This window comes from Sandaracinobacter neustonicus (genome assembly GCF_006385875.1).
GTDB lineage: Bacteria > Pseudomonadota > Alphaproteobacteria > Sphingomonadales > Sphingomonadaceae > Sandaracinobacteroides > Sandaracinobacteroides neustonicus.
In genome coordinates, this window is the sequence record NZ_VFSU01000024.1 from 49,273 (window position 1) to 64,274 (window position 15,002).

Below are 15,002 nucleotides of genomic sequence, written 5' to 3' on the forward strand. Positions count from 1 at the left end.
TTACATGATCAACTTCGGGCCTCAGCACCCGGCGGCGCACGGCGTGCTGCGGCTGGTGATGGAGCTGGACGGCGAGCTGATCGAGCGTTGCGATCCGCACATCGGCCTGCTGCACCGGGGCACCGAAAAGCTGATCGAGTATAAAACCTACCTCCAGGCGCTGCCCTATATGGACCGGCTGGATTATTGCAGCCCGATGTCGATGGAGCATAGCTATGTGCTCGCCATCGAGAAGCTGCTGGGGGTGGATGTGCCGATGCGCGGGCAGCTGATCCGCGTGCTGTTCGCCGAATTGATGCGCATTTCCAACCATTTGATGAACGTTGGCGCACATGTGATGGATGTGGGCGGCCTCACCCCCATCCTCTGGCTGTTCGTTGAGCGGGAGCGCATCTACCAATTCTCCGAAGCGGTTTCGGGCGCGCGCATGCACGCGGCCTATTTCCGCCCCGGCGGCGTGCATCAGGATCTGCCCGCTGGTCTCGCCGAGACGATCCGCGAATGGGCGGCGCAATTCTCCAACGTGCTGAACGATGTGCAGGCGCTGGCTGGCGACAACCGCATCTTCAAGCAGCGCAACGTGGATATCGGCGTGATTTCCGCGAAGGACGCGATTGCGTGGGGCTTCACCGGCCCCTGTATCCGGGGCTCGGGCATCCCATGGGATTTGCGCAAGGCGCAGCCCTATGAATGCTATGCCGATCTGGAGTTCGACGTGCCGGTGGGCAACAACGGCGACTGTTACGATCGCTGGATGGTGCGCATGGAGGAAATGCGCCAGTCGCTGCGACTGGTGGAGCAGTGCCTGAACCGCCTGGCCCATTGCGAGGGCGAACCGGTCTGCACGCTGGACCGCAAGGTGTCGCCGCCGAAGCGGGGTGAAATGAAGCGCTCCATGGAGGCGCTGATCCACCACTTCAAACTCTATACCGAAGGCTTCAAGGTGCCTGCCGGTGAGGTGTATGTGGCGACCGAAAGCCCCAAGGGCGAATTCGGCATCTATCTGGTGAGTGATGGCACCAACAAACCCTATCGCTGCCATATCCGCGCGACGGGGATGAGCCATCTGCAAGCGATGGACTTCCTGCTGAAGGGGCACATGCTGGCCGACGCGCCCGCCGTGCTGGGTTCGCTGGATATCGTGTTCGGGGAAGTTGATCGGTGAGCGATTTCACGGATTTCAAATGGAGCGACGCCAACGCCGTTGAGGCAGAGCGCATCATCGGCCGCTATCCCAAGGGCCGGGAAAACAGCGCGATCATGCCGCTGTTGTGGCTGGCGCAATATCAGGTGGCGGCGCAAACCGGCGTGGCATGGCTGCCGCTGCCGGTGATCGAATTCGTCGCCGCCCAGATCGGCATGCCGAAGATCCGCGCGCTGGAAGTCGCGACCTTCTACACCATGTACAATCTGAAGCCCGTCGGCCGCTTCCATGTGCAGGTGTGTGGCACCACGCCATGCATGCTGCGCGGGTCAGACGATGTGTTGCGCGCCTGTGCGGACAAGGGGCTGAAAAAGGGCGAAGTCACCAATGACGGCCTGTTCACCCTGACGGAGGTGGAGTGCCTTGGCGCCTGCGCCAACGCGCCGATGGTGCAGGTGAATGACGACAATTACGAAGACCTCACCTACGAGACGATGACGGCCATTTTGGACGATCTGATCGCCGGGCGCACGCCGAAGGCAGGCAGCCAGATCGGCCGCACCGCCAGCTGCCCCGAAGGCGGGCCGACCAGCCTGAAAGAGATCGCCTGATGCTGGCGGATAAAGACAGAATTTTCACCAACCTCTATGGCTTCCAGCCGTGGGGGCTGGAACATGCCATGAAGCGTGGCGACTGGGCGGGCACCAAAGAGCTGCTGGCGCGCGGGCAAGACACGATCATTCAGCAGGTGAAGGATTCCGGTCTTCGCGGTCGCGGCGGGGCGGGCTTCTCCACTGGCACCAAGTGGAGCTTCATGCCCAAGGAATCGAAGGACGGGCGCCCCAGCTTTCTGGTGGTGAACGCCGACGAATCCGAACCGGGCAGCTGCAAGGATCGGGAAATCATCCGCCACGATCCACACAAGCTGATCGAAGGCGCGCTGATCGCCGGTTATGCGATGCGGGCGCGGGCGGCCTATATCTATATTCGCGGCGAATATATCCGCGAGGCCGAAGTGCTGTTCGCGGCGGTTGAGGAAGCCTATGCCAAGGGCTTCATCGGCAAGAACGCCTGCGGCAGCGGATACGACTTCGACGTGTTCGTCCACCGGGGCGGCGGGGCTTATATCTGCGGCGAAGAAACCGCGATGATCGAAAGCCTTGAGGGGAAGAAGGGCCAGCCGCGCCTGAAGCCCCCGTTCCCGGCGGGCGCGGGCCTTTATGGCTGCCCCACCACGGTGAACAATGTGGAATCCATCGCAGTGGTGCCCACAATTCTGCGGCGCGGGCCGGAGTGGTTCGCGGGCTTTGGCCGCCCCAACAATCTGGGCACCAAGCTGTTCCAGATTTCCGGCCATGTGAACAAGCCGTGCGTGGTGGAGGATGCCATGAGCGTCCCCTTCCGGGAACTGATCGAGACCCATTGCGGCGGCATTCGCGGCGGCTGGGACAATCTGCTGGCGGTGATTCCGGGCGGGTCTTCGGTGCCGCTGGTGCCCGCGCACCAGATCATCGACGCGCCGATGGATTTCGATGGCCTGCGCGATCTGAAATCCGGCCTTGGCACGGCGGCGGTGATCGTGATGGACAAATCCACCGACATCGTCCGCGCGATTGCCCGGCTGTCCTACTTCTACAAGCATGAAAGCTGCGGCCAGTGCACGCCATGCCGCGAAGGCACCGGCTGGATGTGGCGGGTGATGGAACGGCTCGTCACGGGCGATGCCGAGCCTTCGGAAATCGACCTGCTGCTGGAAGTGACCACGCAGGTGGAAGGCCACACCATCTGCGCGCTGGGTGATGCGGCGGCATGGCCGATCCAAGGCCTGATCCGCCATTTCCGGCCCGAGATTGAAGCGCGGATTGCCAAGCGCCGTGGTTTTGCCGTGGTGCCCGAACTGCCGCAGGCCGCTGAATGACGCAGGCATTACTCCTCGCAGTTGTGACCGCGATGCTGCTCAGTGGAGTCGCGCATGCGCAGGACACCGGTTCATTGATCCGGCGCGCGCCCGCGCAGATTCCGACTGGTTCAGGTTCCGATGCGGAACGCGCGCGGCGTGCGACGGCGGCCTTCGCAGAGTGTCTTGTAGATCGCTCACGCGGCCGGGTGGAGAAATATCTGGCGAGCTTTCCCGGAACAGCTGAAGCTCGCGACATTGGGCGTAAGCTGGCAGACAGCGATTGCCTTTCGAGTGGCGGATTGAAGTTTCAAGAACAGGTTATGAGAGCGCTGTTCTATCAAATTCTCTACAATAAAACGTTCCGCGACAAAGAACTGCCGGATTTTTCTACGGTCCCGCCGCTCGACTACAGCGCTGGTGCCCCCGTTGGTGTGGCGTCGAACGAGATCGCACTTCGAAATTTCGCAGATTGTGTTACTCGCGCGAACCCATCTGATGCGCGTACATTGACACTGAGTAATACAGCTTCCGATGGAGAAAAGAGGGCTTTCGACGCCATGATGCCGTCGTTCAGCGCGTGCCTGCCGCAGGATCGCACGATAGAATTTTCGAAAACCATCCTGAAGGGGTTGGTCGCTGAGACGCTCTATCGCTTGAGCACGGCAGCCGCATCTCCGTCTGCCACAGGAAGTGCCATCTGATGCCCAAGGTAACCGTAGACGGGATCGAAGTTGAGGTGCCTGCTGGCGCCACGGTGATGCAGGCCTGCGAAGCGGCCGGCAAGGAAATCCCGCGCTTCTGCTATCACGAACGCCTCTCCATCGCTGGCAATTGCCGCATGTGCCTTGTGCAGGTGTCCCCCGGGCCGCCGAAGCCGCAGGCCAGCTGCGCGCTGCCGGCGTCCGAAGGGCAGACCATCCTGACGGACAGCCCGATGGTGAAGAAGGCGCGGGAAGGGGTGATGGAATTCCTGCTGATCAACCACCCGCTGGATTGCCCGATCTGCGATCAGGGCGGCGAGTGCGATCTGCAGGATCAGGCCATGGCCTATGGCCGGGGCGGCAGCCGCTTTGACGAGAATAAGCGCGCCGTGACCGAAAAGAATATGGGTCCGCTGATCAAGACGGTGATGACCCGCTGTATCCACTGCACACGCTGCGTGCGCTTCACCGAAGAAGTGGCGGGCACCAACGAAATCGGCGCGCTGTATCGCGGCGAGAATATGCAGATCACCAGCTTCCTTGAGCAGGCCGTTTCCTCGGAACTGTCCGGCAATGTGATCGATCTGTGCCCGGTGGGCGCGCTGACGTCGAAGCCCACGGCTTTCCATTATCGCCCGTGGGAGCTGAAGCGGAACGACGGCATCGACGTGATGGACGCGGTGGGCGCCAGCATCACCGTGCATTCGCGCACCGCCGAAGTGATCCGCGTGACTCCGCGTCTGAACGACGATGTGAACGAGGAATGGGTGGCCGATACCGGCCGCTTCGCGGTGGACGGGCTGAAGGAACGGCGGCTGGACCGGCCGTGGGTGCGCGTGAACGGCGAACTGAAGCCAGCAAGCTGGGGTCAGGCGTTTGAAGCCGTGAAGAAGGCGCTGGCTGGCGTGGACGCTGGCGAGGTCGCCGCGCTGGCGGGAGATCTGGCGGCTGTCGAGGATCTGGTGGCGGCGAAGGATTTGCTGACCGGGCTTGGCGTGACGCGGCTCGAATCCCGCACGGATGGCGCGGCCTATGAAGGCCCGGCCGCGCACTGGCGCTTCAACACCGGCATCGCCGCGCTGGAAACGGCGGACCTGATCCTGCTGGTGGGCTGTGATCCGAAGCTGGACGCGCCGCTGGTGAACAGCCGCATCCTGAAGGCCGTGCGCCGCAAGGGCGCGCAGGTGTTCCGTATCGGCGCGGGCACGGAACCGGCCTATCCGATCACCGATCTGGGCAACGATCTGGCGTTGCTGGCGAAGCTGCCTGCTGACCTCGCCGAAAAGTTGGCCAAGGCCGAGCGCCCGGCGCTGCTGATCGGCAGCCGCAATGCTTCGGCCGAGGTGCTGGCGGCCGCGCATGCGCTGGCGGGACAGTTCGTGAAGGACGGCTGGAACGGCTTCAATATCCTGCACACGGCGGCGGCGCGCGTGGGCGCGCTGACCACCGGATGGGTGGGCGAAGGGCTGGACGCGCTGGCGCACAACCCGCCGAAGCTGCTGTTCCTGCTGGGCGTGGACGAAGTGGCGCTGGCCCCGTTCGGGGGTGCGACGAAAATCTACATCGGCAGCCATGGTGATCGCGGCGCGGCTGTCGCGGACATCATCCTGCCGGGCGCGGCCTGGGCGGAAAAGCCCGGCACATGGGTGAATATGGAAGGCCGGGTGCAGCGTTCGCTGCGCGCCACCTTCCCGCCGGGCGAAGCCCGCGAGGACTGGACGATCTTCCGCGCGCTGGCCGATGTGCTGGGCATCAAGCTGGGTTATGACAATCTGGACCAGCTGCGTGCCCGCATGGCGGCGGAATGGCCGGAACTGGGCCGCGAGGGGCTTACCCCGGCAGCTTGGGAAGCCGCGAAGCTGAAGGCGGGCAAGCCCGCCGGTCCTTCGAAGCCGCGCGCCACTGATTTCTACAGTTCCAACCCGATCCTGCGCGCCAGCCCCACCATGCGGGCCTGCGTGGCGGAGATCCTTGAAGGCCGCGTGCCTCAGCTGGAGGCGGCTGAATAATGGTCGAATTCTTCCAGACCTATCTGGGCACCGGCTTTGGCTGGTTCGTCGCCCATCTGATTTTGATCCTGCTGATCGCCTTGCCGGTGATGCTGTGCATGGCGCTGGCGACATGGGTGGACCGCAAGGTGTGGGCGGCGATGATGCTGCGGCGCGGGCCGAACGTGGTTGGCCCCATCGGCATCCTGCAACCCTTCGCGGATGGCCTGAAGCTGTTCCTGAAGGAAACCATCGTGCCGTCCGGCGCGAACAAGGGCGTGTTCTTCATCGCGCCGATCATCACCTTCGTGCTGGCGCTCGTCAGCTGGGCGGTGATCCCGTTCGATGCGGGCTGGGTGCTGGCCGACATCAATGTGGGCATGCTGTTCCTGTTCGCCGTCTCCTCCATGGGGGTTTATGGAATCATCATGTCGGGCTGGGCCTCCAACTCGAAATATCCGTTTCTGGGCGGGCTGCGTTCCGCCGCGCAGATGGTGTCTTACGAAGTCTCCATCGGCTTCGTGATCGTGACGGTGGTGCTCTATGCCTCCAGCTTCAACCTGACCGATATCGTGGAGAGCCAGCGCGGCAACATCTTCGGTATCCTGAACGGGCATATCTTCAACCCGCTGCTGTTCCCGATGGCGATCCTGTTCCTGATCTCTGCGCTGGCGGAAACCAACCGGCCCCCGTTCGATTTGCCGGAAGCGGAATCCGAACTGGTGGCGGGCTATCAGATCGAATATTCCTCCATGACGTTCGCCCTGTTCTTCCTGGGCGAATATATGAACATCCTGCTGATGTGCGCGCTGGCGAGCATCCTCTTTCTGGGGGGCTATCTGCCGCCCTTCGACTGGGCGCCGCTGTATTTCGTGCCGGGGCTGATCTGGCTGTTCGTGAAGATCGTTTTCATGTTCTTCGTGTTCGCATGGGTGAAGGCCACCGTGCCAAGGTATCGCTATGACCAGCTGATGCGGCTGGGCTGGAAGGTGTTCCTGCCCTTGAGCCTGTTCTGGGTGGTTCTGGTATCCGGCTGGCTGGTGTTCACGGGCCATTATTCGGCCCCGGTGGCCGCGCCGACGGTTGTTACAGGGGGGGCAGCATGAGCATCTTTCAAGCCGCCAAGTCGCTGCTGCTGCTGGAGTTTATCCGCGGCCATGCGCTGACCTTCAGCTACATGTTCAAGCCGACGCGCACGGTGAACTATCCTTATGAAAAGGGGCCGATCAGCCCGCGCTTCCGGGGTGAACATGCGCTGCGCCGCTACCCGAATGGCGAGGAACGTTGCATCGCCTGCAAGCTGTGCGAAGCGGTGTGCCCGGCGCAGGCGATCACCATCGAGGCGGAGCCGCGCGCGGACGGATCGCGCCGCACCACGCGCTACGACATCGACATGACGAAGTGCATCTATTGCGGCCTCTGTCAGGAGGCTTGCCCGGTGGACGCCATCGTGGAGGGGCCGAATTTTGAGTTCGCCACCGAAACCCGCGAGGAGCTGATGTACGACAAGGACAAGCTGCTCGCCAATGGGGAGCGCTGGGAACGGGCGATTGCGGCAAACCTTGCCGCCGACGCCCCCTATCGCTAACGGCTGCCGGGGCTTTTTCGATGACTCTTTCCAACAGGGGCCGCGCACAGCCGTGATACAGGCCGCAATCTTCTATCTGTTCGCAACCGTCGTCGTCGCCTCCGGGCTGATGGTGATCCTTGCGAAAAACCCGGTGCACTCCGTGCTCTGGCTCATCCTTGCCTTTTTCAACGCGGCGGGCCTGTTCCTGGTGATCGGGGCGGAGTTCGTGGCGATGATTTTGGTGATCGTCTATGTCGGAGCGGTCGCCGTGCTGTTCCTGTTCGTGGTGATGATGCTGGACATCGATTTCACCGAAATGCGGGCCGGTTTCGTGCGATATCTGCCGTTCGGCATGGTGCTGGCGCTGATCCTTGCAGTCGAGCTGGTGATGGTGGCCGGGGCCTGGGCCTTTGGCGACATGGTGCCCGAAGCGCGGATGGCACCGAAGCCCGGCGTGGATGCGCAGCTTTCGAACACGCAGGCGATCGGGACGATCCTCTACACGGATTATGTCTTCATCTTCCAGATGGCGGGGATGATCCTGCTGACGGCGATGATCGGCGCGATTGTGCTGACGCTCAGGCATCGGCCGGGCGTGAAGCGGCAGAATGTGGCGGCACAGAATGCGCGCACACCCGCGAGCGCCGTGACCATCACCAAACCCGCCATCGGCGCGGGCGTGGATACCGGCGCAGGCGTGCAGCCGCTGATCGAGAAGGAGGGCCGTTCATGATCGGCATCGGCCATTACCTGACGGTGGGGGCGATCCTGTTCACGCTGGGCGTGTTCGGCATCTTCATCACCCGCAAGAACATCATCGTCATCCTGATGTCGGTCGAACTGATCCTGCTGGCGGTGAACATCAATTTCGTCGCCTTTTCGGTGTTCCTGAACGATATGGTGGGGCAGATCTTCGCCATGTTCGTGCTGACCGTCGCCGCGGGCGAGGCCGCCATCGGGCTGGCCATTCTCGTCATCTATTTCCGGAACCGCGGGACCATCGCTGTCGATGATGTCCGCCAGATGCGTGGCTGACATGATCCAGGCAATCGTCTTCCTTCCCCTCATCGCCTTCCTGATCGCCGGCATCGGCAATCGGGCCATCGGCAACACGGCGGCCAAGTTCGTCACCACCGGCGCGCTGTTCATCAGCTGCGCGCTGTCGTGGGTGATCTTCATCGGCCTGATCGGCGGCGCGCCCGCTGAGGATCATGTGGTGGCCGAATGGTTCAGCAGCGGCGACCTCGCCGTGAACTGGACCTTGAAGGTGGATATCCTGACGGGCGTGATGCTGGTGGTGATCACCTCGGTGTCGGCGCTGGTTCACCTGTATAGCTGGGGCTATATGGCGGAAGACCCGGATCAGCCGCGCTTCTTCGCCTATCTGTCGCTGTTCACCTTCGCCATGCTGATGCTGGTGACGGCGGACAATCTGGTGCAGATTTTCTTCGGCTGGGAAGGCGTGGGCCTTGCCTCCTATTTGCTGATCGGCTTCTGGTACAAGAAGCCCAGCGCATGGGCCGCCGCCATCAAGGCGTTCGTGGTGAACCGGGTGGGCGATTTCGGCTTCATGCTGGGCATCTTCGGCCTGTTCATGCTGTTCGGCACGGTGGATATCGACACCATCCTGCAAGGCGTGCCGCTGGCCAAGGGGGCGACCTTCACCTTCCTCGGCCATCAGGTCGATGCCATCACCACCATCGCGCTGTTGCTGTTCGTGGGGGCGATGGGCAAATCCGCGCAGGTGCCGCTGCACACATGGTTGCCGGATGCGATGGAAGGGCCGACGCCGGTGTCCGCGCTGATCCACGCCGCCACCATGGTGACGGCGGGCGTGTTCCTGGTGTGCCGGATGTCGCCTTTGTTCGAAGCCAGCCCGACGGCTTCCACCGTTGTCACCTATGTCGGCGCGCTGACGGCGATCTTCGCCGCGACCGTCGCGACGACGCAGCACGACATCAAGCGGGTGATCGCTTACTCCACCTGCTCGCAGCTGGGCTTCATGTTCTTTGCGGCGGGTGTCGGTGCCTATGGCGCGGCGATGTTCCACCTGTTCACCCACGCCTTCTTCAAGGCGCTGTTGTTCCTGTGCGCAGGGTCGGTGATCCACTCGATGCACCATGAGCAGGACATGCGCTATTACGGGGCCTTGCGGAAATCGATCCCGCTGACCTTCTGGGCCATGGTGATCGGCACCATCGCCATCACCGGCGTGAATTATACCTCGGGCTATTTCTCCAAGGATTCGGTGCTGTTCGCGGCATGGGAATCCGGCACGGAGGCAGGGCGCGTCGCCTTCTTCACGGGCATCTTCGCCTCTCTGCTGACGAGCTTCTACAGCTGGCGGCTGATCTTCAAGACCTTCTTCGGCGAAGCGCGCTGGGCGGGTTCGGAGCATATCCAGCATGCCGTGCATGATGCGCATGGGCACGATGATCATGCGCATCATGACGATCACCACCACGCCCCGGCGACCGGCACGGCGGGCTATCATCCGCATGAAAGCCCGATCGTCATGCTGATCCCGCTGGTGGTGCTCAGTTTCGGCGCGCTGTTCGCGGGTGCCATCTTCAACGACTGGTTCGTGGGCGGCGCGGAGCATGCCTTCTGGAACGGCGTGATCGTGCATGATGGCGAGTTCTTTGAAAGCCTGCACCATGTGCCCGCGCTGGTGCACTGGGCCCCGGCCATCGTGATGCTGATCGGCCTTACCACGGCATGGGCGGTCTATATCCGCAACCCGGGCTTCGCCGACACCTTTGTGAAGCAGTTCCGGCAGTTGCACGCCTTCCTCTATAACAAATGGTATTTCGACGAGCTGTATCGGGCGATCTTCGTGAAGCCGGCGCTGTGGCTGGGCCGCTTCTTCTGGAAGGTGGGTGATCAGGGCACGATCGACCGCTTCGGCCCGGATGGGCTGACGGCGGTGGTCGCCCATGGCTCGGTGGTGGCCAAGCGCTTCCAGTCCGGCCTCGTCTATTCCTATGCGCTGGTGATGCTGATCGGCGTCGCTGCCTTCGCAACATGGTTCATGGTCAGGTGAGCAGTCGCATGAACCCTTTTCCTTTCATCTGTGCGCATCCGCGCATTCTCTTTGTCTGTGCGCAGCCGCGCACGGGGTTCATGGTGCGCTGACCGATGCTTTCCGCGATGATCCTCCTGCCCCTCGCGCTCGCGCTGGTGGTGCTGTTCCTTCCCGGAGACGAGGCTGCCAAGGCCCGCACCGCGCGCTATATCGGGCTGGGCACCACGTTGCTGCTGTTCCTGATGGGGCTTCTGCTCTGGTCCCGCTTTGACACCTCCACGGCCGCCTTCCAGTTCACGGAGCGCGCGGAACTGTTCGGTGGCCTGTTCAGCTGGCACCTCGGCATCGACGGCATCAGCTTCGTGCTGATCCTGCTGACGGTGTTCCTGATGCCGCTCTGCATCCTCGCCGGGTGGGACAGCGTGAAGACCCGCGTGCCGGAATATATCGCCGCCTTCCTCGCCATGGAGGCGATGACGATCGGCGTGTTCTCCTCGCTGGACCTGTTCCTGTTCTACATCTTCTTCGAAGCTGGCCTCATCCCGATGTATCTCATCATCGGCATCTGGGGCGGCAAGCGGCGCATCTACGCCAGCTACAAATTCTTCCTCTACACGCTGCTCGGCTCGGTGCTGATGCTGCTGGCGATGCTGTGGATGGTGCGCGTGGCGGGCACCACGGACATTCCGGCGCTGATGGCCTATGATTTCCCGGTGAAGGCGCAGACATGGCTGTGGCTGGCCTTCTTCGCCAGCTTCGCGGTGAAGATGCCGATGTGGCCGGTGCACACATGGCTGCCGGACGCGCACGTGGAAGCGCCGACGGCGGGTTCGATGATTCTGGCGGGCGTTCTCTTGAAGATGGGCGGCTATGGCCTCATCCGCTTCAGCCTGCCGATGTTCCCGGAAGCCTCGGTGCAACTGATGTGGATCGTGCTGGCGCTGTCGATGATCGCGGTGGTTTACACCAGCCTCGTCGCGCTGGTGCAGGCGGACATGAAGAAGCTGATCGCCTATTCCTCCGTTGCCCATATGGCCTTTGTGACGGGCGGTCTGTTCGCCTTCAACACACAAGGGGTTGAAGGGGCGATGGTGGTGATGCTGAGCCACGGCGTGGTGTCCGCCGCGCTCTTCTTCTGCGTCGGCGTGATCTATGACCGGCTGCACACGCGGGAGATCGACCGTTACGGCGGCGTGACGACGAATATGCCGCGCTATGCCATCTTCTTCCTGCTGTTCACCATGGCCTCCATCGCGCTGCCCGGCACCTCCGGCTTCGTGGGTGAATTCATGGCGCTGACGGGCATCTGGAAGGTGAACACCTGGGTTGTGTTCGTGATGGCCACCGGCGTGATCCTTGGCGCGGCCTATATGCTGTGGCTGTTCGCCCGGGTGATGTATGGCGCGCAAAAGAATGCGGATGCCGCCGCCATGCCCGATCTGAACAAGCGGGAATGGGCAGTTATGCTGCCGCTCGCCGTAGTGGCGTTGTGGATGGGGGTTTACCCCAAGCCCTTCCTTGCGCCGCTGAAGGCCCCCGTCGCCAGCCTGATGGCGCGGCTTGACCGGGCCGATCCGCCGCAGACGCAATTTACCCCCCTTGTGGCGTCGGCACCGGTGCAACTGGCCGCCGCCAGCGCTGGAGAGACCAAGTGACGCTCGCCCAATCGCTTTCCATCGGCGCACCCGAAGTGGTGCTGGCGGCCGGCGCGCTCGTGCTGCTGCTGCTGGGCGTGTTCCGCGGCAATGACAGCCTGAAGGGCCTCAGCTGGGGCGCGGTGATCCTGTTCGGTCTTACCGCGTTGACGGTGATCGACGACGCCCCCGCGCGCGAACTGGCGTGGAACCAGATCTATGTGGCGGACAGCCTCTCGGCCTTCCTGAAAATCCTGATTCTGGCCGGGGCTGCCGCCGCCGTGCTGATGGCGCTGCCCTATATGCAGCGGGTGAAGCAGCACCGCTTCGAATATCCGGTGCTGATCGTGCTGGCGACGCTGGGCATGTGCGTGATGGTGAGTGCCAACAACCTGCTGACGCTCTATATCGGCCTCGAACTGATGAGCCTTGCCGCCTATGTGCTGGCCGCCTTCAACCGCGACGAACAGCGTTCGACCGAGGCGGGTCTGAAGTATTTCGTGCTGGGCGCACTGTCGTCGGGGATGCTGCTTTATGGCGTCAGCCTTGTGTATGGCTTCGTCGGCTCCACCGAATTCACCCGCATCGCTGCCGGGCTTTCCGCCGGAGGCGAGCGCAACATGGGCGCGCTGTTCGGGCTGGTGTTCGTGTTCGCAGGCCTCGCCTTCAAAGTGTCGGCCGTGCCGTTCCACATGTGGACGCCGGACGTGTATGAGGGCGCGCCGACCCCGGTTGCCGCCTTCTTCGCCACGGCCCCCAAGGTGGCGGCCATGGGCCTGTTCATGCGTGTGGCGCTGGACGCTTTTTCCGGCATGATCGCGGATTGGCGGCAGATCGTGATTTTCATGTCCATCGCCTCCATGTTCGTGGGTGCGGTGGGGGCCATCGGCCAGAGCAATGTGAAGCGGCTGCTGGCCTATTCCTCCATCAATAATGTCGGCTTCATGCTGATCGGCCTCGCGGCGGCCAACGCCGCCGGGGCGTCGGCCGTGCTGCTCTATCTCACCATCTATCTGGTGATGACGCTCGGCTCCTTCCTCGTGGTGCTGTCGCTCACGGATGCGGACGGCAATGCGGTGGAGACGCTGGACGATCTGGCGGGCCTTGCCCGCAGCCGCCCATGGCTGGCGACGGCGCTGGCGATCTTCATGCTCTCGCTGGCGGGCCTGCCGCCGCTGTTCGGCTTCATGGCGAAGCTGGCGGTGTTCAACGCCGCGGTCGATGCCGGCCTGTGGCTGCTGGCTGTGCTGGGCGTGCTCTCCAGCGTGATCGCGGCCTATTATTATCTGCGCGTGGTGAAAATCCTGTTCTTCGATCCGCCAGCCGATGTGGTGGTGAACGGGGAGGGCGGGGCTGTCATCAACAACGGCATGATGATCGCGGCGGCTGTGTTCTGCTCGCCCATCGGCTATCTGCTGCTGGGGCCGCTGGCGCAGGCGACCCGCACTGCGGCGAGCAGCCTGTTCTAACCGGCTGGGCCTGATCTGATCCTCACCCTTCCCGAAGTCGGCTCCACCAACGACTGGCTGCGCGAAAACGCCAGCCAGTTTCCGGACGGCCAGTGGGTGCGCGCCGAACGCCAGACCAGCGGCCGGGGGCGGCTGGGGCGGCAGTGGCAGATGCCGGAAGGCAATCTTGCCATGTCCGGCCTGATCCGCCCGCAGCCGGGCGAGGGCAACCCCGCCGAACTGGGCTTCGTGGCGGCGCTGGCGCTGCACGATGTGATGGCGGGCCTGACGGATACCGCCCGGCTGCAGCTGAAATGGCCGAATGACGTGCTGCTGGACGGCGCGAAACTCTCGGGCATCCTGCTGGAGCGGGAGGGCGATCAGCTGGTGCTGGGCATCGGCGTGAACATCGTCGCCGCGCCGAAGCTGCCGGATCGCGCCACCATTTCGCTGGCCGATCTGGGGCTGGTGATCGCCGCTGCCGATTTCGCCGAGCGGCTGGCCGCCAGCTTCGCCGCTCGCCGCGCGGAATGGCGGGCAGGGGGCTTCGCCGCCACCCGTGCGGAGTGGCTGGCCCGCGCCCACCCCATCGGCACCCCGCTTTGGGCTTCGCAGCAGGAAGGCCGGGTGGCCGGTCGCTTCGCCGGGCTTGATCCCGATGGCGCGCTGCGGCTGGACGGCGAGGACGGGCGGGTTCATGTGATCCATGCGGGCGATGTGTGGGGTGCGCCGCCTGCCATAGGGCCAACCAATGGGGAGCGGGGCTGATGCTGCTCGCAATCGATGTGGGGAACACCAACATCATGTTCGCGCTGGTGGCGGATGGCGAGATCGCCTTTCGCTGGCGGATCTCCACCGATGCCAAGCGCACGGCGGATGAATATGCCGTCTGGCTGAACCAGCTGATGCAGATGCAGGGGCTGGATCGCAACGCCATCGACGATGTGATCATCGCCAGCGTGGTGCCGCAGACTCTGTTCAACCTGCGCGGCCTCGCCCGGCATTTCGCCAATGTGGAACCGATGGTCGTCGGCGCGCCGGGCGTGGACTATGGCATGCCCATCAACCTGCCCAATCCGGCGGAAGTGGGGGCAGACCGGGTGGTGAACGCCGTCGCCGCGCACGCCATCTGGCCGGGCGATCTCATCATCATCGATTTCGGCACCGCCACCACCTTCGATGTCGTTTCCGCCAGCGGCAGCTATGAAGGCGGCGTGATCGCGCCGGGCATCAACCTGTCGATGGATGCGCTCTACAGGGCCGCCGCCAAGCTGCCGCGCATCGCCGTGGAGCCGCCCTCGCAAGGGCTGGGCGTGATCGGCAAGGGCACCGTGCACGCCATGCAATCGGGCGTGTTCTGGGGCTATGTCGGCCTGATCGAGGGCCTTGTGTCGCGCATGACGGCGGAAATCCTCGGCGGCGAGCGCAGCCTGTTCGCGGGGCAAAGCGTCACGGTGATCGCAACCGGCGGCCTTGCGCCATTGTTCAGCCGCCATACCGACGCTATCTCTCATGTAGACCCGGACCTGATGATTAAGGGACTGGCGCGCATTCACGCGGCCAACCGGGGCGCTTTCGGAAAGGCCTGACCG

Annotated in this window: 14 protein-coding genes; all 14 read left to right on the plus strand. The window is 63.5% G+C overall.

Features of this window, described 5'->3' with window-relative positions; genetic code table 11:
- The first annotated feature begins 58 nt into the window (after nucleotides 1–58).
- The 14 genes from FJQ54_RS08960 (at nucleotide 59) to FJQ54_RS09025 (ending at nucleotide 14,999) form a co-directional block, all read left to right on the plus strand.
- A complete protein-coding gene (locus FJQ54_RS08960) occupies nucleotides 59–1,165 on the plus strand; it encodes an NADH-quinone oxidoreductase subunit D (RefSeq protein ID WP_408006018.1) in 1,107 nt (368 codons plus the stop codon).
- A complete protein-coding gene (nuoE, locus tag FJQ54_RS08965) occupies nucleotides 1,162–1,755 on the plus strand; it encodes an NADH-quinone oxidoreductase subunit NuoE (protein ID WP_140928082.1) in 594 nt (197 codons plus the stop codon). Before FJQ54_RS08960 ends, nuoE begins: the two co-directional genes overlap by 4 nt.
- Nucleotides 1,755–3,062 carry an NADH-quinone oxidoreductase subunit NuoF gene (nuoF, locus tag FJQ54_RS08970; protein ID WP_140928083.1) on the plus strand — a complete coding sequence of 436 codons (1,308 nt, stop codon included), beginning with the start codon at nucleotides 1,755–1,757 and terminating at the stop codon, nucleotides 3,060–3,062. The genes nuoE and nuoF overlap by 1 nt, the downstream gene beginning before the upstream one ends.
- Entirely contained in the window at nucleotides 3,059–3,745 is a 687-nt protein-coding gene (locus FJQ54_RS08975) for a hypothetical protein (protein ID WP_140928084.1), read from the plus strand. The genes nuoF and FJQ54_RS08975 overlap by 4 nt, the downstream gene beginning before the upstream one ends.
- Nucleotides 3,745–5,754 carry an NADH-quinone oxidoreductase subunit NuoG gene (gene nuoG / locus FJQ54_RS08980; RefSeq protein ID WP_140928085.1) on the plus strand — a complete coding sequence of 670 codons (2,010 nt, stop codon included), beginning with the start codon at nucleotides 3,745–3,747 and terminating at the stop codon, nucleotides 5,752–5,754. Before FJQ54_RS08975 ends, nuoG begins: the two co-directional genes overlap by 1 nt.
- The gene (gene nuoH, locus FJQ54_RS08985; protein WP_140928086.1) at nucleotides 5,754–6,839 is read left to right on the plus strand and encodes an NADH-quinone oxidoreductase subunit NuoH; all 1,086 of its coding nucleotides are present in this window, start codon (nucleotides 5,754–5,756) and stop codon (nucleotides 6,837–6,839) included. Before nuoG ends, nuoH begins: the two co-directional genes overlap by 1 nt.
- Nucleotides 6,836–7,321 carry an NADH-quinone oxidoreductase subunit NuoI gene (nuoI, locus tag FJQ54_RS08990; RefSeq protein ID WP_140928087.1) on the plus strand — a complete coding sequence of 162 codons (486 nt, stop codon included), beginning with the start codon at nucleotides 6,836–6,838 and terminating at the stop codon, nucleotides 7,319–7,321. Before nuoH ends, nuoI begins: the two co-directional genes overlap by 4 nt.
- A 52-nt stretch (nucleotides 7,322–7,373) precedes the next feature.
- The gene (locus tag FJQ54_RS08995; RefSeq protein WP_235890377.1) at nucleotides 7,374–8,036 is read left to right on the plus strand and encodes an NADH-quinone oxidoreductase subunit J; all 663 of its coding nucleotides are present in this window, start codon (nucleotides 7,374–7,376) and stop codon (nucleotides 8,034–8,036) included.
- A complete protein-coding gene (gene nuoK, locus FJQ54_RS09000) occupies nucleotides 8,033–8,338 on the plus strand; it encodes an NADH-quinone oxidoreductase subunit NuoK (protein WP_140928089.1) in 306 nt (101 codons plus the stop codon). Before FJQ54_RS08995 ends, nuoK begins: the two co-directional genes overlap by 4 nt.
- A gap of 1 nt (nucleotide 8,339) precedes the next feature.
- A complete protein-coding gene (gene nuoL, locus FJQ54_RS09005) occupies nucleotides 8,340–10,346 on the plus strand; it encodes an NADH-quinone oxidoreductase subunit L (protein WP_140928090.1) in 2,007 nt (668 codons plus the stop codon).
- A gap of 95 nt (nucleotides 10,347–10,441) precedes the next feature.
- The gene (locus FJQ54_RS09010) at nucleotides 10,442–11,983 is read left to right on the plus strand and encodes an NADH-quinone oxidoreductase subunit M (protein ID WP_140928091.1); all 1,542 of its coding nucleotides are present in this window, start codon (nucleotides 10,442–10,444) and stop codon (nucleotides 11,981–11,983) included.
- Complete coding sequence (nuoN, locus tag FJQ54_RS09015; RefSeq protein WP_140928092.1) at nucleotides 11,980–13,431, plus strand: NADH-quinone oxidoreductase subunit NuoN; 1,452 nt, start codon at nucleotides 11,980–11,982, stop codon at nucleotides 13,429–13,431. Before FJQ54_RS09010 ends, nuoN begins: the two co-directional genes overlap by 4 nt.
- Before the next feature lie 18 nt (nucleotides 13,432–13,449).
- Nucleotides 13,450–14,178, plus strand: coding sequence for a biotin--[acetyl-CoA-carboxylase] ligase (locus FJQ54_RS09020; RefSeq protein ID WP_268920570.1), 729 nt, complete (start codon nucleotides 13,450–13,452; stop codon nucleotides 14,176–14,178).
- Nucleotides 14,178–14,999 (plus strand): type III pantothenate kinase, encoded by an 822-nt coding sequence (locus tag FJQ54_RS09025; RefSeq protein WP_140928094.1) that lies wholly within the window; start codon nucleotides 14,178–14,180, stop codon nucleotides 14,997–14,999. The genes FJQ54_RS09020 and FJQ54_RS09025 overlap by 1 nt, the downstream gene beginning before the upstream one ends.
- Nucleotides 15,000–15,002: the final 3 nt, after the last annotated feature.